Source organism: Curtobacterium sp. MCPF17_011 (assembly GCF_003234145.1).
Taxonomy (GTDB): domain Bacteria; phylum Actinomycetota; class Actinomycetes; order Actinomycetales; family Microbacteriaceae; genus Curtobacterium.
Map to the genome: position 1 here is coordinate 1 of NZ_QKSK01000002.1, position 15,429 is coordinate 15,429.

Consider the following 15,429-nt stretch of genomic DNA (forward strand, 5'->3'; position numbering starts at 1 on the left):
GGCTGAGCCTGTCCTCCGGGCGGCAGCCCGCACCGTCGGCGGTCCGGACGCCGGACCAGCGCAGCTCGACCGCACCGTCGGCCTCCGCGGCCGAACCCGGCGCGACCCCGCCCCGTTCCGACCGTGTCGCACGCCGACTGCGGGAACGGGCCTCCCGGATCCGACCGTTCCCCGCACCAGACCCCCGCGACGTCCGCGTGCTCGGACCCGAGGACCTGGTGGTCCGCATCGACCGCCGCCGCTCCGCCGTCGGAGCACTCCGGATCACCGGTTCGACGAGTGCTGCGTGGGAGTCGGTCGACCACGTGGTCGGCGCGGCGACCGCTGACGGCGCGACCGCCGGGCGCGCCGTGACGACCCGTGGCAACCGCCCCCTGGTCGGCTACGACGGCTCCGACGTCCTGGTCGCCCTCCGCCACGTCCGCGAACTGCGGCGGGCACTCGTGATGGGCCGCGGGTCGGACCGTCTCGTCGTCGCCCTGCACGACGGCACCACCCTGGCGGTCGACCCCGGCGACGCCGACACCACCACGATCCTGGCGCTCTCCGTCATCGACGGCGAACTCGAGCTCCGCGCCGAGCCGTTCCCCCGGGCCACCCACGACGGTGACGTGTTCGCCGCGTTCGGGTTCGTCCTGTCCGCCCCGACCGTCGGAGTCTGATCCGTGCGCCACTTCGCCAACATCGCCGATCAGGAACCGCTCTTCCTCCGACCACCCGAGGACGTGACGCGGGACAGCCCGCAGGACCTCCGCGCGGTGGCACTCGGGGCGACCCTGTACACGCCGGGGGTCCGTCCGGACCTGGTGCGTGACGTCCGTCGGCAGACGGAGCTCGGCGCGGGGTCGATCGTCCTCTGCCTGGAGGACTCCGTCGCCGACGACGACCTGCCCACGGCCGAGGCGAACGTCGAGGCCGCGCTGCGGATCCTCGCGGAGGACCTCGACCCGGCGATGCTGCCACAGCTGTTCCTCCGGGTCCGGACGCCGGAGCACTTCGCACGGCTGCTCGACCGCTTCGGCAGTCGAGCGCTCGACGTCCTGGCCGGGATCGTCCTGCCGAAGTTCGAGGACCCCGACGGTGCCGGCGCAGCGTGGTTCGCGGTCCTCGACGCCGCGAACGAGGGGCGGGCACCCGGCCGCCGTCTGCTCGTGATGCCGATCCTCGAGTCCCCCGCGATCATGCACCGTGAGTCGCGCACCGAGGCCCTGGCCGACGTCCACGACCTGCTGCTCGAACGACGGGACGACGTCCTGGCGGTGCGCATCGGGGCGACGGACCTCTCGAGCGTGTACGGCCTCCGGCGTCCCTCGCACCTGACCGTGTACGACGTGCAGGTGTTGGCGTCCGTGATCGGCGACGTGGTCAACGTCCTCGGTCGGGCGAGGGACGGCTTCGTGGTCGCCGGGCCGGTGTGGGAGCACTACCCCGACTCCGACCGGGTGTTCCGCACGCAGTTGCGCACCACGCCGTTCCAGGAGGCCGGGGACCTGGCGCTCCGCCGGCAGCTGCTCCTCGAGGGCTTCGACGGGCTCCTCCGCGAGGTCACCCTCGACCGCGCGAACGGCCTGACCGGCAAGACGGTCATCCACCCGCGCCACGTGCCCCTCGTCCACGCGATGTCGGTGGTCAGTGACGAGGAGTTCTCCGACGCGTCCGACGTGCTCGCGAACGCCACGGGCGGGGTCGCCGCCTCCCGCTACGGCAACAAGATGAACGAGATGAAACCGCACCACGCCTGGGCGGAGCGCACCATGCTCCGCGCCCGGGCGTTCGGTGTGGCGGCCCCGGACGTGACCTACGTCGACCTGCTCGAGCGGAGCCTCCCGTGACCACGACCACCTCGACGACCGCGACGACGGAGGCCGCCCTGCCGAGCCCGGACGAGCTCGGCGTGGTCCTGACCGACGCGCCGATCGTGCCCACTGCACCCGGCGTGCCGCTGGCGTCGCTCGTCCGGCTCGCACTCCGTCGGAACCCCAGACGGGCGCATCTGCTCGTGTCCACCGTGCTCGCGAAGCACGTCCCGACCGTGCCCGCGGTCGCGCTCCTCGCCGGTGAGGCGCTCGGCGCCCGGGTCGCCGACGTCCTGGACGGCGGCGCTCGGCTCGACGCCGGAGCCGCCGCGCGCCTCCGGGTCGTCCTCGACCGGCAGCAGGCGACCGACACCGCGACGGATGCGGGCGACGGGTCCGACGCCCTGCACCGAGCCGCAACGACGCTCCGCACCGACCTGGCCGCGGTCCGGCCGACCCTGCCCGACGTCCTCGTCCTCGGGTTCGCGGAGACCGCGACCGCCCTCGGCGCGACCGTCGCCGAGGCCCTGGGTGCCGGGTACCTGCACTCGACGCGCCACGACCCGCCCGGGACGACGCCGGCCGCCGGCTTCGACGAGGCGCACTCGCACGCCACGGCGCACCGCCTGCTGCCCGCCGAGGACGACTGGCTGCCGGCCGACGGCACCGTGGTCCTGGTCGACGACGAGCTGAGCACCGGAGCGACGGCCCGCGCCACGATCCGCGCCTTACACGCCGTCGCACCGCAGCGACAGTGGGTCGTCGCCGCGCTCGTCGACCTCCGCTCCGACGCGGACGTCGCCGCCACCGAGGCCCTCGCGACCGAGCTCGGCGCGCCCGTCGCGGTCGTTGCCCTCGGCCGTGGCCGCGTCTCCCTCCCGGACGGTCTCACCGACACGGCAGCGGAGCTCGTCGCCTCGGCCGCGGCGCCCCTCACCACGACGACGCCGGACAGCACGACGTCACCCGACGGCACGACGTCACCGGACGGCACGACGGCGCTCGACAGCGGACCGACCGCGGACGGGAGGCCCGCACCAGGCCCGGCACGCGCCTCCCGTCCCGACGCGGTCACCGTCGTCGCCGCCCCGCCGACCGTCGTCGACCGCACCGGGACGCCCGCCCTACGCGTCCGCACCCCGCGGACTGACGTCGAGGGCATCGCGGCCGACCTCGCCCGGGTCCTGACCGACACGTCCGGCCGGGTGCCGGACCGGGTCCTGGTCCTCGGGACCGAGGAGCACATGGCGACGCCGCTCGCCGTCGCAGACGCACTCCGCCGCCGGACGACGGCGGACGTCCGGTCCTCGACGAGCACCCGCTCCCCCGTCGCGGTGTTCGACGCCCCGGCCTGGCCGATCCGGTCCGGCATCCGGCACCGGTCCCACGACGTCACGGTCGACGGTCCCGGCGAGCGGTACGCGTACAACGTGCACGGCTTCGACGCGGTCGTCGTCATCCCCGAGCCGGGGACCGAACGATCGTCGCTCGAGGGTCCCGACGGCCTGCTCGACGTCCTGGCCACCGTGACGCCCCGGGTGCTGCTCGTGGACAGCGCCCTCGAACCCGCCGGTGCTGCCGCGTCCTCGCCCCGTCCGCTCACCGGGCCGTCCTTCGGGTCGTACGAGCCGGACGAGGTGACCTGGCTGCTGCAGGACCTCGCCGACGCCGCCCTCGAGGCCGACACCGCCGACCGGGAACGCGCCATCCAGCTCGAGGGCGCCAACTACGCGGAGTCGCTTCCCGTCGAGTACGTGCCGTCGGAGTCCTACGAGGAGCTGTACCGGGAGGCCCTCGCGCGGTCGGCGGAGCGGATCGCGGAGGCGGTCGGGATCGTCACGGACCTGGTCCTCCTCGACCGGCCGGACGCGGTGCTCGTCTCGCTCGCGCGCGCCGGGACGCCCGTCGGGATCCTGATGCGCCGGTGGGCCGAGCAGCAGCGCGGTGTCCGGCTGCAGCACTACACGGCGAGCATCGTCCGCGGGGTCGGCATCGACGAGACGGCCCTCCGCTGGCTCGCCGCGCACCACGACGCGTCCCAGGTCGTCTTCGTCGACGGGTGGACGGGCAAGGGCGCCATCACGCGCGAGCTGACCGACGCGCTCGACCGGTTCGCGGCCTCGGACGGGGTGCGCTTCGGCGACGGACTCGCGGTCCTCGCCGACCCGGCCGGCTGCACACCGCTGCACGGCACCCGCGACGACTACCTGGTGCCGTCGGCCTGCCTCAACTCCACCGTGTCCGGCCTGGTGTCCCGCACGGTGTTCAACCGAGCGTGGACCCCGGAGGGCACGCTGCACGGTGCGAAGCAGTACCGGGAGCTCGGTCCCCGCGACCACTCCCGCTCGTTCGTCGCCACCATCGCCGACCGGTTCAGCGCCGTCCGTCCCCGCGTCGACGCCGCCGTGGCAGCCGACGGCGGACCGGCGTCACGGGCCGTCGACTGGCGTGGCATGCGGACGGTCGAGGCGATCGGTGCCGAGTACGGCATCACCGACCTGCACCTGGTCAAGCCGGGGGTCGGCGAGACCACCCGGGTGCTGCTCCGCCGCGTGCCGTGGCAGGTCCTGGTGCGCGACCCGGAGGACGTCGACGTCGCGCACGTCGTCGCGCTGGCCCGTGAGCGTGGCGTGCCCGTCGTCACCCGCCCCGAGCTGTCCTACAGCTGCGTGGGGCTCATCCACCCGCTCGGGAGTCGCGTGTCGGACACCGGGACCGCTGACGGCACCACCGGGAGCGTCGCGTGAGCGCGCTCGTCGGGTTCGACCTCGACCGCACCGTCGTCTACTCCGCCGCCGCGCTCATGCTCGACGGCCCCGACGAGGACGCACCCTCGCTCGTCGTCACCGAGGTGTACCAGGGCTTGCCGCTGTCGTTCATGACGCGAGCAGCGGAGCGTGCACTCGCGGCGCTGGCCGAGACGTCCGTCGTCGTCCCGGTGACCACCCGCACGGTCGCACAGTTCCAGCGGATCCGTCTGCCGCTGCCGACGTCCGGCTGGGCCGTCACGACGAACGGCGCGGTCGTGCTGCACGACGGCACACCGGACGAGTCCTGGACCGCCACGCTCCGCGAGGAGATCGCGGCGACGTCGGCACCGCTCCCCGAGGCCGAGCACCGCCTGGCCACGGCTCTGCCCGAGGGTGCCGTCCTCCGCACCCGGCGCGCCGAGGACCTCTTCGTGTACGCCATCGTCGAGCGGGCCGCGCTGCCCGATGCCGCTGTGGAAGCCTTCGCGGCCGAACTCGCCGACCTCGGGTGGCGGGTGTCCGTGCAGGGGCGGAAGCTCTACGCGGTCCCGGTGCCGATCCGGAAGGAACGGGCCCTGGCGGCCGTCGCCGAGCGCACCGGAGCGACCCGCACGATCGCCGCGGGCGACTCGCTGCTCGACCGGGAGATGCTGGCCTGGGCGGACGTCGCGATCCGCCCGGCCCACGGCGAGTTGCACGCGGTGGGGTGGACGGCACCGAACCTCGTCGTCACGCAGGCGCGCGGGGTCATGGCCGGTGAGGAGCTCGTCGGGCTCGCAGCCGCCGCCACCGTCCAGATGACGACCTGACTGGACGCAGAACGGGCGGTCCTCCCGCAGGAGGACCGCCCGTTCGAACTCCCAGAGGGAGCAGAGCTGCTTACTTGCTGAAGCCCTTGAAGCGCTGGTTGAACTTCTCGACGCGGCCGGCCGAGTCGAGGATGCGCTGCTTGCCCGTGTAGAACGGGTGCGACGCGGACGAGATCTCGACGTCGATGACCGGGTAGGTCGCACCGTCGAGCTCGATGGTCTTGTCGCTGTTCGCGGTCGAACGCGTCAGGAACGTCTCACCGGAAGCCAGGTCGCGGAAGACGATGGCGCGGTACTCGGGGTGGGTTTCGGTCTTCATGGGGATTCCTCGGTGGATCGCGATGACGGAAGATGGGAAGTCGTGTGGCCTACGCCAGCGGACCACGTTACCAGACCACGGCCCTGATCGGGTGCGTCCGGAGCCGTGTCGCGGCCGGCCGGAGTCGGGCCCCGGCGGATCAGACGGCGCGGGCGGTCCAGCGCCCGGCGTCCTGGGACACCGTGAGCTCGACACCGAACGCCGCGGAGAGCGTCTCCGCGGTCAGGACCTCGGCGATCGGACCGGCGGACTGCACGTGGCCGTCGGCGAGGACGAGCGCGTGGGTGAAGCCCGCCGGGATCTCCTCGACGTGGTGGGTGACGATGACGATCGCCGGCGAGTCCTGGCTCTGCGCGTAGCCGCCGAGCGTCCGCACCAGACTCTCGCGGGCGCCCAGGTCGAGCGACGCTGCCGGCTCGTCGAGGAACAGCACCTCGGGGTCGGTCATCACCGCACGGGCGATCTGGACCCGCTTCTGCTCGCCGTCGCTGAGCTCCCCGAAACTGCGCTCGGTGAAGGCGCCGAGGCCCCACTCCTCGAGCACGCGCTGGGCACGGCGGACGTCGAGCTCCTCGTACTCCTCGTTCCACCGGCCGGTGACCGAGTACGCGGCCGTCAGGACCACGTCGATGACCTTCTCGGTCATCGGGATGCGACGCGCCAGGGCGGTCGACGCGAAGCCGATCCGGGGGCGGAGTTCGAACAGGTCGGCGCCGCCGAGACCGGTCCCGAGGACCTCGACGTCGCCGGAGGTCGGGAAGGTCTGCGCACCCGCGACCTGCAGCAGCGTGGTCTTGCCGGCACCGTTCGCGCCGAGCACCACCCAGCGCTCGTCGTCCTGCACCTCCCACGAGATCCCGTCGAGGATGGTGGACCCGTCACGGACCACGGAGACGTCTGACAAGCGCACGACCGAGGGCATGCCGCCAGCCTAGACGAGCACGGTCGGCTCCCCCATCAGCGCCGCGCGCCCGGCTGTCCAGGGGCGACGGACGGGAGGCCCGGTGCCGGTCTCGGGGACCGGCACCGGGCCTCCAGGCCGTCAGTCGGCGCGACGCGGTCAGCGCCCGGCGAGCACCTCGTCGTACACGGCGCGGGTCTTCGTGGCGATGGCGCCCCAGGTGAACTCGCTCTCGACGCGGAGCCGGCCGGCGCGGCCCATCAGCTTGGCGAGCCCGAGGTCGTCGAGCACCTCGTTGAGGGTCGCGGCGAGGTCGGCGACGTACCGGTCCGGGTCCGTGGGGGTACCCGTGCCGTCGGTCGCCTGGTCGATCGGGACGATGCGGCCGGTCAGGCCGTCGGCGACGACCTCGGGGATCCCGCCGGTCTTCGTGCCGACGACCGGGATCCCGCAGGCCATGGCCTCGAGGTTCACGATGCCGAGCGGCTCGTAGATCGACGGGCAGACGAACACGGTCGCGCTCGACAGGACGTGCACGATCTCGCGGTGCTCGAGCATCCGGTCGATCCAGATCACGCCGTTCCGACGGGTCCGGAGGTCTTCGACCAGCCCCGTGACCTCGGCGAGGATCTCGGGTGTGTCGGGCGCGCCGGCGCAGAGCACGACCTGGACGTCCTCAGGCAGCGACGCCACCGCGCGGAGCAGGTAGGGCAGGCCCTTCTGGCGGGTGATGCGACCGACGAAGACCACGCTGGGGCGGTCCGGGTCGATGCCGAGCGCGCGGACGGCGTCGTCGTCGCGGTCGGGAGCCCAGTCGTCGATGTCGATGCCGTTGTAGACGACCTTCACGCGGGACGGATCGATCGACGGGTACGAGCGGAGGATGTCCGCACGCATCGCCTTCGACACCGCGACGACACCGTCCGCGTTCGTGAACGCCTCGCGTTCCATCCAGCTGGACAGGCGGTACCCGCCGCCGAGCTGCTCGGCCTTCCACGGACGGAGCGGCTCGAGGCTGTGTGCCGTGACGACGTGCGGGATGCCGTGCGTCAGCTGCGCCAGGCGTCCGGCCGAGTTCGCGTACCACGTGTGCGAGTGCACGAGGTCGGCACCCTCGACGTCGGCCGCGATCTGCACGTCGGTGCCGAGCGCCTGCAGCGCGCCGTTGGCCTGTTCGAGGCCCGCCGGGGTGCGGTAGGCCCACACGCCCTGTTCGTCACGGAACCCGCCGAACGCCCGGACGCGCACGTCGGTGTCGGTCCCCGACCGCAGCGCCGCGGTCAGCTGGGCAACATGGACTCCGGCACCGCCGTAGACCTCCGGCGGATACTCCCTGGTCAGTAGATCGACTCGCACGGGTTCAAGGTAACGGTTTCCCAGTGCTGACGCCTACTGTGAGCGACATGGCAACGAAGAAGGTATTCGGCATCGTCCTGGCCGGCGGCGAGGGCAAACGACTCATGCCGCTCACCGCGGACCGCGCGAAACCGGCCGTGCCGTTCGGTGGGAACTTCCGCCTCGTGGACTTCGCGCTGTCGAACCTGGTCAACTCCGGGCTCCAGCGCATCGTCGTCCTGACGCAGTACAAGTCGCACTCACTCGACCGGCACGTCTCCCAGACCTGGCGCATGGAGGGGCTGCTCGGCTCCTACGTCGCCTCCGTCCCCGCGCAGCAGCGGCTCGGCAAGCGGTGGTTCGCCGGCTCCGCCGACGCGATCCTGCAGTCCCTGAACCTGATGCGCGACGAGCGGCCCGACATCGTCGTCGTGGTCGGCGCCGACCACGTGTACCGCATGGACTTCTCCCAGATGGTGGAGGCGCACATCGCCTCCGGACGCAGCGCCACCGTCGCGGCGATCCGCCAGCCGATCGAGCTCGCGGACCAGTTCGGCGTCATCAAGGTCGACGACGCGGACCCCACCCGGATCGAGGCGTTCCTCGAGAAGCCGAAGGACGCCACCGGTCTGCCGGACTCGCCGAACGAGGTCCTGGCGTCCATGGGCAACTACGTCTTCGACGCCGACGCCCTGGTGGACGCGGTGCTCCGCGACGGCCAGATCGAGTCGTCCGACCACGACATGGGCGGCGACATCATCCCGGACTTCGTCGCACGCGGCGACGCCGGTGTGTACGACCTGCAGCGCAACGAGGTGCCCGGGTCCAACGACCGCGACAAGTACTACTGGCGCGACGTGGGCACGATCGACTCGTTCTTCGACGCGCACATGGACCTCATCGCCCCGGTCCCGGTCTTCAACCTGTACAACCAGGACTGGCCGATCTTCAACCAGCAGACGAACCTGCCCCCGGCGAAGTTCGTCCGTGACGCGAACGGCAACACCGGCGCGACCGTGGACTCCATCGTCTCGCTCGGCTGCCTGCTCTCCGGCGCCCAGGTCGAGCGCAGCGTCATCGGCCCCTGGGCGACGATCGACTCGCAGGCGAAGGTCCTGGACTCGATCGTCTTCGAGCGCGCGACCATCGGTGCCGGCGCGATCGTGAACCGGGCCATCCTCGACAAGGACGTCGTCCTCGCACCGGGTGCGCACGTCGGCGTCGACCGTGAGGCCGACGAGGCCCGCGGGTTCACCGTCACCGACTCGGGCATCACCGTCGTCGGGAAGGGCGTGCGCGTCGAGGCCTGAGCGAGCAGCCTCCGCACGTCGCGTCAGCACGACGTCACGGGGCACCCGACCCCGCTACCGTGGTCGTGTGCCCCGTTTCCTCGTCGTCCTCGATGCCGACTCGACCCTGCTCGAGGACGAGGTCATCGAGCTCCTGGCCGACGCGGCGGGGACCCGGCCACAGGTCCAGGCGGTGACGGAGCGTGCCATGCGCGGCGAGATCGACTTCGCCGAGAGCCTCCGGGCGCGGGTCGCCACGTTGGCGGGCCTCCCGGTCGACACGTTCACCCGTGCGCAGCAAGCCGTCCACGTCACCCGCGGAGCCGACGAGTTGGTGCGCCGGGTACACGCCGCTGGCGGCACGGTCGGCGTCGTGTCGGGGGGCTTCCACGAGGTGCTCGACCCCTTCGCGGCCGGTCTCGCGCTCGACCACTGCCGGGCGAACCGCCTCGACACGCAGGACGGCGTGCTCACCGGGCGTGTCGCGGGCGCGGTCGTCGACGCGCAGGCCAAGGCGGACACGCTCCGGACCTGGGCCGCGGCGGACGGGGTCCCGCTCGCCCGCACGGTCGCCGTCGGTGACGGCGCGAACGACCTCGCGATGATGGCGATCGCCGGTCTCGCCGTCGCGTTCGACGCCAAGCCTCGGGTGCGGGCGCAGGCGGACGTCGCCGTCGTCGACCGCGACCTGTCCGTCGTGCTGGCGGCCCTCGGCCTGCGCGGCTGACTCCCGCCGCCACTCGGGCGGCTCAGCTGCTCAGTGGCCCATGCCCAGGCCGCCGTCGACCGGGATGACCGCGCCGGAGATGTAGCCCGCGCCGTCGCCGGCCAGGAACAGCGTGGCGTCCGCGACGTCGTCGACGCTGCCGTACCGTGCCGCGGGGATCGCCTTCTTGAACTCGGCCTGCAGCTCGTCCGAGAGCGCCGCCGTCATGTCGGTCTGGATGAAGCCCGGTGCGACGACGTTCGCGGTGATGCCGCGGGAGCCGAGCTCGCGCGTGATGGACCGGGCCATCCCGACCAGCGCGGCTTTCGACGACGCGTAGTTGACCTGCCCGATCTGCCCGTACGCCCCGACGACGCTCGACATCAGGACGATGCGGCCGAACTTCGCCTTCATCATCCCCTTGGTCGCGCGCTTGACCACCCGGAAGGTGCCCGTCAGGTTGGTGTCGATGACGCTCGTGAAGTCCTCCTCGGACATCCGGAGCAGCAGCTGGTCGTTCGTGATGCCGGCGTTGGCGACCAGGACCTCGATCGGCCCGAGCGCTGCCTCGACCTCGGTGAAGGCGCGGTCCACCGAGGCGGTGTCGGTGATGTCGGCCTGCACGGTGAGCGCGCCCTCGGGGCCGCCCTGACCGCTGCGCGACGTGACGGCCACCCGGTGACCGGCTGCGACGAACCGTACGGCCAGCGCGTGGCCGATGCCGCGGTTGCCGCCGGTGATGAGGACGGTACGGGGGGTGGTCATGGTCGCTCCGTTCGCTGGTGGTCGCTGGCGCGCCAGGACCCGCGGGTCCGGACACGCCCGGACGAGCCTACCGGTGCGCATCCCCCGACGGCCGGTCCCCGCACCACCGGCCGGATGTCGGTACCCGGGCGTAAACTGGAGGTCGGCAGACGGAGACCCCACCGCATGAACCGCAAGAACCAGCAGAACCCGAGCGGCCCGCGCATCCAGCTCCAGCGTTCCGCGCCGGAACACGTGATCGCAGAGCCGATGTCGGCCCAGAACATCACGACGCTCCCGGACAACCCGGAGATCGACCGCGCGCACCGGCTCTCCCGCTACGTGTGGCAGATGGCCTTCCGCGTGGTGTGCTTCGTCGCGGCCGTGCTCATCTGGAGCGCATGGCACTCCTGGATCGCCGTCCTGCCCATCGTCGCCGCCGCCGTCGTCCCCTGGGTCGCGGTCGTGCTGGCGAACGCAGGCAACCGCACCGGTGGCGACGTGGTGCGACCGGGTGGTGCCATCGAGCTGTACGACGCCGTCGACCCGCACCTCCGTGACGAGCAGGAAGAGGCCCGAGCCCAGGCCTACCGTGCCGAGCAGGAGCGTCTGCGCGACCAGGCCCAGCGCGCCCAGGAGGACTGGCAGCGCAACGGCGACCGCTCGCGTGTCTGGTCGCCCCGGAACGGCGGCCGCCGCTGATGGGATCGACCTTCGACCTGTTCACCGAACCCGGCGCGACGCCGGTGTGTTCGCGGGCCGGTTGCTCGTCGACGGCATCGTGGCGGGTGAACTGGCGGAACCCCCGCATCCACGCGGAGGACCGGGTGAAGATCTGGGCCGCCTGCGACGACCACTGCGACTTCCTCGCCGATTACCTGCGGTCGCGCTCGTTCCCCGTGCGCGTGACCGGCATCGACGACGACGTGGAGGACCTCGACGACACCACCGCGCGCGTCGCGGGTGACGGGCGATGACCGAGGGCTTCGACCCCGGCTCCCGGTACGGCCGGCGCCACGCGGCCCGGATCCGCCGGGCGGGCAACGACGCGACGACCGACGTCGCCACTGCGGACCATCAGGGCGATCAGGGCGGTCTCCCCACCGAGCCCTTCGTCGGCTGGCACTTCGTCCGCAGCCGTCGGTGGCTCGGCTACTTCGCCATCGCCGTGGCGTTCGCGGTCGTCTGCGCGCTGTTCGGCATGTGGCAATGGGACCGTCGGAACGAGGCCGTCCGCCAGAACGACCAGATCGCTGCGAACTACGACCACGCTCCCATCCCGATCGACCAGGTGCTCCCCCGCTCCGCGACGTGGAGCAACGACCTGACCTGGCTTCGCGCGAGCGTCACCGGCCGGTACGACACCGACCACCAGCTCCTCGTCCGCAACCGCGTGCACAACGGGCAGCCGGGGTTCGAGGTCCTCACTCCCCTGGTCACTGCCGAGGGTCGCGCCTTCGTCGTCGACCGCGGTTGGGTGCCCACCGGCAACGAGCAGGACGCGCCGGACAGCATCCCGACTCCCCCGACGGGGACCGTCACCGTCGTCGTGCGTCTGCAGCAGTCCGAGCCACGCATCCCCGGCCGCACTGACCCGGCGAACACCGATCAGGTGCAGTCCGTCACGCTGCCCGACGTCGCCGACAAGGCCGGCCATCCGATCTGGACCGGCGCGTACGGCCAGCTCGACAGCGAGACGCCCGCTCCGTCGGAGCGGGCGCCCCTCGGCTGGGACCGCCCGAGCGCCGACACCGGCCTGCACCTCAGCTACTTCATCCAGTGGTTCCTGTTCGCCGTCGGGGGCTTCGGCTTCCTGGCGTACGTGATGGTGCAGGAGTACCGGAACCTCAACCAGGACGACCCGGAAGAGCGCGAGCGGGCCTTGGACCGGCAGCGCCGCAAGGACGCGAAGCCGAAGTCCGACGCCGAGATCGAGGACGAACTGCTCACGTCCGGTCGCTGACGGGCTGACCGGACCGACGGGAGGCCCGTGGCGACGTGGCCACGGGCCTCCCGTCCGTCTGTGTCCCGGTTCCGCATCCGCGGGCCGCGCTCACGTCATGCGAGCTCGATGAGCTCCGCGTAGTCCTTGTTCCAGTGGTCCTCGGTGCCGTCCGGCAGGAGCAGCACGCGCTCGGGGTTCAGCGCCTCGACCGCGCCGGCGTCGTGGGACACGAGGACGACCGCGCCCTCGAAGCCCGCCAGCGCGTTGAGGATCTCCTCACGCGATGCCGGGTCCAGGTTGTTCGTGGGCTCGTCGAGCAGCAGCACGTTCGCACCCGAGACGACGATCATCGCGAGCGACAGGCGGGTCTTCTCACCGCCGGAGAGCACGCCTGCCTTCTTGTAGCCGTCGTCGCCGGTGAACAGGAACGAGCCCAGGACGCGGCGCGCCTCGGTCTCGTTGAGGTCCGTCGACGCGGAGACCATGTTCTCGATCACCGTTCGGTTGACGTCGATGTTCTCGTGCTCCTGCGCGTAGTAACCGATCCGCAAGCCGTGGCCGGGCAGGATCTCGCCGGTGTCGGGTGCGTCCGCGCCGGCGAGGATGCGGAGCAGCGTCGTCTTGCCTGCACCGTTGAAGCCCAGGATGACCACGCGGGAACCGCGGTCGATCGCCAGGTCGACGCCCGCGAAGATCTCGAGCGACCCGTAGGACTTCGACAGCCCCTCGGCCATCAGTGGCGTTCGACCACAAGGAGCCGGGGTGGGGAAGCGGATCTTCGCGACCCGATCGGCGACGCGCTCGTCCTCGAGGCCCGCGAGCAGCTTGTCGGCGCGCGCCACCATCTGGTGGGCCGCAGCCGCCTTCGACGCCTTCGCGCCGAACCGAGCAGCCTGGTCCTTGAGCGTCGCGGCCTTCTTCTCGGCACCGGCCCGCTCCTTGCGGCGGCGCTCCTCGTCGGCCGCGCGCTGCCGCTGGTACAGCTTCCAACCCATGTTGTAGATGTCGATCGCCTGGCGGTTCGCGTCCAGGTAGAAGACCCGGTTGACGACCTCGTCGACGAGTTCCACGTCGTGGGAGATCACGATCACGCCGCCCGGGTAGGTCTTGAGGTGCTCGCGCAACCACACGACGGAGTCCGCGTCGAGGTGGTTCGTCGGCTCGTCGAGGATCATCGTGTCCGCGTCGGAGAACAGGATGCGCGCGAGCTCGATGCGGCGCCGCTGCCCACCGGACAGCGTCTTCAGCTGCTGGTCGAGGATACGGTCCGGCAGCTTGAGGTTGGAGGCGATCGACGCTGCCTCCGCCTCGGCGGCGTAGCCGCCCAGGGCGTTGAACTCGTCGTCGAGCCGCGAGTAGCGCTTCATCGCCTTCTCGGCGACGGCCGGGTCCGTGCTGGCCATGTCGAGCGTGGCCTTGCGGATGCCGTCGACGAGCTCGCCGAGGCCGCGGGCGTCCAGGATGCGCTTGCGCGCGGTGTCCTCGGGGTTGCCCGAACGGGGGTCCTGCGGCAGGTAGCCGATCTCACCCGACCGCTCGATCTTGCCGTCGGTCGGGGCAGCTTCACCCGCCAGGGCCTTGGTCATGGTGGTCTTCCCCGCGCCGTTGCGGCCGACGAGGCCGATCTTGTCACCCCGCTCGACGCGGAAGGACACGTTCTCCATCAGGAGGCGAGCCCCGACGCGGATCTCGAGGTCGTGCACGGCAAGCACAGTGGTGGTCCAATCAGTTGGTGGAAGTGCACAACGGTGTGTGCGGGAGGTGCACCGCTACGCTGACGGGACCGATGGTCCGAAGAGGACCAGCAGTCCATTCTAGGAGAATCCATGACGAACGCCACCGGGTTCGCTCCCCGCGCAGTCCTCGCCGACCGTCTGCGCACGCACGGTATCGCCACCGACATGGCTCTGATCGCCGGCGGCGCGCTGTTCACCGCCGTCCTGGCGCAGGTCCAGGTGCCGATGTGGCCGGTCCCCGTGACCGGTCAGACGCTCGCCGTCGTGCTCGTCGGCGCGACCCTCGGTGCCCGCCGAGGTGTCCTGTCGATGCTCGTCTACGCGGTCGTCGGACTGGCTGGCGCGCCGTTCTTCGCCGAAGCGCAAGGCGGCCTGCACGCCCTCACCCTGCCGAGCTTCGGGTACGTCATCGGGTTCGTCCCGGCAGCCGGGCTCGTCGGGTGGCTCGCGCGTCGCAACTGGGACCGCAAGGTCGGGCGCGCGGCGGTGGCGATGCTGCTCGCGAGCGCGATCCCCTTCGTCACCGGCCTGCCGTACCTCGCCGTCGCCCTCGGCGCCCTCGGGGCCCCGAACGACCTCCAGTCCGTCCTCGCGGCGGGCCTGTACCCGTTCGTCGTCGGCGGCGTCGCGAAGGCGCTCATCGCGGCCGGCGTGCTGCCCCTGGCGTGGAAGGCGCTCGGCCGCCGCTGAGCGCACTCCGCACCACGCACGGACGGGAGGCCCGGTACCAGCTGGTACCGGGCCTCCCGTCCGTCTCGGGCTCTCGTGACTAGATCGAGAAGCCGAGTGCGCGCATCATCTCGCGACCGTCGTCGGTGATCCGCTCCGGACCCCACGGCGGCATCCAGACCCAGTTGATGCGGAACGCGTCGACGATCCCGTCCAGCGCGTTCGCGGTGTCGTTCTCGATGACGTCGGTCAACGGGCAGCCGGCGCTCGTCAACGTCATGCTGATGATCAGCGCACTCGCCTCGTCGTCCCAGGCCAGGTCGTAGATGAGGCCGAGGTCGACGATGTTCACGCCGAGCTCCGGGTCCTGCACCTCTTTCAGGCCCTCGACGACCTCGTCGAACTTCTGCGGTGCCAGTGTGGTGATCAT

General features: G+C 71.8%; 16 protein-coding genes. 10 read left to right on the top strand and 6 right to left on the bottom strand.

Annotation, left to right across the window (positions count from 1 at the left end):
• The 4 genes from DEJ25_RS16555 to DEJ25_RS02900 all read left to right on the top strand — a co-directional run.
• Window positions 1-662: hypothetical protein (locus tag DEJ25_RS16555; RefSeq protein WP_220033157.1), on the top strand; the 662-nt coding region annotated here is incomplete at its 5' end.
• A 3-nt stretch (window positions 663-665) separates the two neighbouring features.
• On the top strand, window positions 666-1,832 hold the full coding sequence (locus DEJ25_RS02890) for an HpcH/HpaI aldolase/citrate lyase family protein (RefSeq protein WP_110902248.1): 1,167 nt from the start codon (window positions 666-668) through the stop codon (window positions 1,830-1,832).
• Window positions 1,829-4,543 (top strand): phosphoribosyltransferase, encoded by a 2,715-nt coding sequence (locus tag DEJ25_RS02895; protein ID WP_258366400.1) that lies wholly within the window; start codon window positions 1,829-1,831, stop codon window positions 4,541-4,543. The genes DEJ25_RS02890 and DEJ25_RS02895 overlap by 4 nt, the downstream gene beginning before the upstream one ends.
• Entirely contained in the window at window positions 4,540-5,355 is an 816-nt protein-coding gene (locus DEJ25_RS02900) for an HAD family hydrolase (protein ID WP_111043730.1), read from the top strand. The genes DEJ25_RS02895 and DEJ25_RS02900 overlap by 4 nt, the downstream gene beginning before the upstream one ends.
• Window positions 5,356-5,425: 70 nt before the next feature.
• On the opposite strand, the gene DEJ25_RS02905 is transcribed toward DEJ25_RS02900, so the two are convergent.
• The 3 genes from DEJ25_RS02905 to glgA all read right to left on the bottom strand — a co-directional run bounded on the left by DEJ25_RS02905 (window position 5,426) and on the right by glgA (window position 7,931).
• Window positions 5,426-5,674 carry a type B 50S ribosomal protein L31 gene (locus DEJ25_RS02905; RefSeq protein ID WP_071275272.1) on the bottom strand — a complete coding sequence of 83 codons (249 nt, stop codon included), beginning with the start codon at window positions 5,672-5,674 and terminating at the stop codon, window positions 5,426-5,428.
• A 139-nt stretch (window positions 5,675-5,813) separates the two neighbouring features.
• Window positions 5,814-6,596 carry an ABC transporter ATP-binding protein gene (locus DEJ25_RS02910; protein ID WP_110902246.1) on the bottom strand — a complete coding sequence of 261 codons (783 nt, stop codon included), beginning with the start codon at window positions 6,594-6,596 and terminating at the stop codon, window positions 5,814-5,816.
• 138 nt (window positions 6,597-6,734) lie between these two features.
• Window positions 6,735-7,931: a glycogen synthase gene (glgA, locus tag DEJ25_RS02915; protein WP_110902245.1), complete on the bottom strand. Its 1,197-nt coding sequence runs from the start codon at window positions 7,929-7,931 to the stop codon at window positions 6,735-6,737.
• A 47-nt stretch (window positions 7,932-7,978) separates the two neighbouring features.
• Between glgA and glgC the strand changes: the two genes are divergently transcribed.
• The gene (glgC, locus tag DEJ25_RS02920; protein ID WP_110902493.1) at window positions 7,979-9,220 is read left to right on the top strand and encodes a glucose-1-phosphate adenylyltransferase; all 1,242 of its coding nucleotides are present in this window, start codon (window positions 7,979-7,981) and stop codon (window positions 9,218-9,220) included.
• A 67-nt stretch (window positions 9,221-9,287) separates the two neighbouring features.
• Window positions 9,288-9,926, top strand: coding sequence for a phosphoserine phosphatase SerB (gene serB, locus DEJ25_RS02925; RefSeq protein WP_111043731.1), 639 nt, complete (start codon window positions 9,288-9,290; stop codon window positions 9,924-9,926).
• Between the two features lie 30 nt (window positions 9,927-9,956).
• Here serB and fabG read toward each other — a convergent pair whose 3' ends face one another.
• Window positions 9,957-10,670 (bottom strand): 3-oxoacyl-ACP reductase FabG, encoded by a 714-nt coding sequence (fabG, locus tag DEJ25_RS02930; RefSeq protein WP_111043732.1) that lies wholly within the window; start codon window positions 10,668-10,670, stop codon window positions 9,957-9,959.
• Between the two features lie 165 nt (window positions 10,671-10,835).
• Here fabG and DEJ25_RS02935 point away from each other — a divergent pair, with 165 nt between their 5' ends.
• The 3 genes from DEJ25_RS02935 to DEJ25_RS02945 are packed head-to-tail and all read left to right on the top strand — an operon-like array spanning window position 10,836 to window position 12,612.
• Window positions 10,836-11,351, top strand: a complete 516-nt coding sequence (locus DEJ25_RS02935; RefSeq protein ID WP_220033158.1) for a DUF3099 domain-containing protein — start codon at window positions 10,836-10,838, stop codon at window positions 11,349-11,351.
• Window positions 11,351-11,626 carry a hypothetical protein gene (locus tag DEJ25_RS02940; RefSeq protein WP_110902242.1) on the top strand — a complete coding sequence of 92 codons (276 nt, stop codon included), beginning with the start codon at window positions 11,351-11,353 and terminating at the stop codon, window positions 11,624-11,626. The genes DEJ25_RS02935 and DEJ25_RS02940 overlap by 1 nt, the downstream gene beginning before the upstream one ends.
• Complete coding sequence (locus DEJ25_RS02945) at window positions 11,623-12,612, top strand: SURF1 family protein (protein WP_111043733.1); 990 nt, start codon at window positions 11,623-11,625, stop codon at window positions 12,610-12,612. Before DEJ25_RS02940 ends, DEJ25_RS02945 begins: the two co-directional genes overlap by 4 nt.
• A 95-nt stretch (window positions 12,613-12,707) precedes the next feature.
• Here the strand turns inward: DEJ25_RS02945 and DEJ25_RS02950 are convergent, their stop codons facing one another.
• Entirely contained in the window at window positions 12,708-14,306 is a 1,599-nt protein-coding gene (locus DEJ25_RS02950; RefSeq protein ID WP_110902240.1) for an ABC-F family ATP-binding cassette domain-containing protein, read from the bottom strand.
• Between the two features lie 114 nt (window positions 14,307-14,420).
• Here DEJ25_RS02950 and DEJ25_RS02955 point away from each other — a divergent pair, with 114 nt between their 5' ends.
• A complete protein-coding gene (locus DEJ25_RS02955; protein WP_111043734.1) occupies window positions 14,421-15,020 on the top strand; it encodes a biotin transporter BioY in 600 nt (199 codons plus the stop codon).
• 79 nt (window positions 15,021-15,099) lie between these two features.
• Here the strand turns inward: DEJ25_RS02955 and DEJ25_RS02960 are convergent, their stop codons facing one another.
• Complete coding sequence (locus tag DEJ25_RS02960) at window positions 15,100-15,429, bottom strand: metal-sulfur cluster assembly factor (protein ID WP_110902238.1); 330 nt, start codon at window positions 15,427-15,429, stop codon at window positions 15,100-15,102.

What these genes read in the sequence shown, in the direction of transcription:
- DEJ25_RS02905 (WP_071275272.1), bottom strand. Translation starts at nt 5,674, where the DNA reads ATGAAGACCGAAACCCACCCCGAGTACCGCGCCATCGTCTTCCGCGAC.
- DEJ25_RS02910 (WP_110902246.1), bottom strand. Translation starts at nt 6,596, where the DNA reads ATGCCCTCGGTCGTGCGCTTGTCAGACGTCTCCGTGGTCCGTGACGGG.
- glgC (WP_110902493.1), top strand. Translation starts at nt 7,979, where the DNA reads ATGGCAACGAAGAAGGTATTCGGCATCGTCCTGGCCGGCGGCGAGGGC.
- fabG (WP_111043732.1), bottom strand. Translation starts at nt 10,670, where the DNA reads ATGACCACCCCCCGTACCGTCCTCATCACCGGCGGCAACCGCGGCATC.
- DEJ25_RS02935 (WP_220033158.1), top strand. Translation starts at nt 10,836, where the DNA reads ATGAACCGCAAGAACCAGCAGAACCCGAGCGGCCCGCGCATCCAGCTC.
- DEJ25_RS02940 (WP_110902242.1), top strand. Translation starts at nt 11,351, where the DNA reads ATGGGATCGACCTTCGACCTGTTCACCGAACCCGGCGCGACGCCGGTG.
- DEJ25_RS02945 (WP_111043733.1), top strand. Translation starts at nt 11,623, where the DNA reads ATGACCGAGGGCTTCGACCCCGGCTCCCGGTACGGCCGGCGCCACGCG.
- DEJ25_RS02955 (WP_111043734.1), top strand. Translation starts at nt 14,421, where the DNA reads ATGACGAACGCCACCGGGTTCGCTCCCCGCGCAGTCCTCGCCGACCGT.
- DEJ25_RS02960 (WP_110902238.1), bottom strand. Translation starts at nt 15,429, where the DNA reads ATGATCACCACACTGGCACCGCAGAAGTTCGACGAGGTCGTCGAGGGC.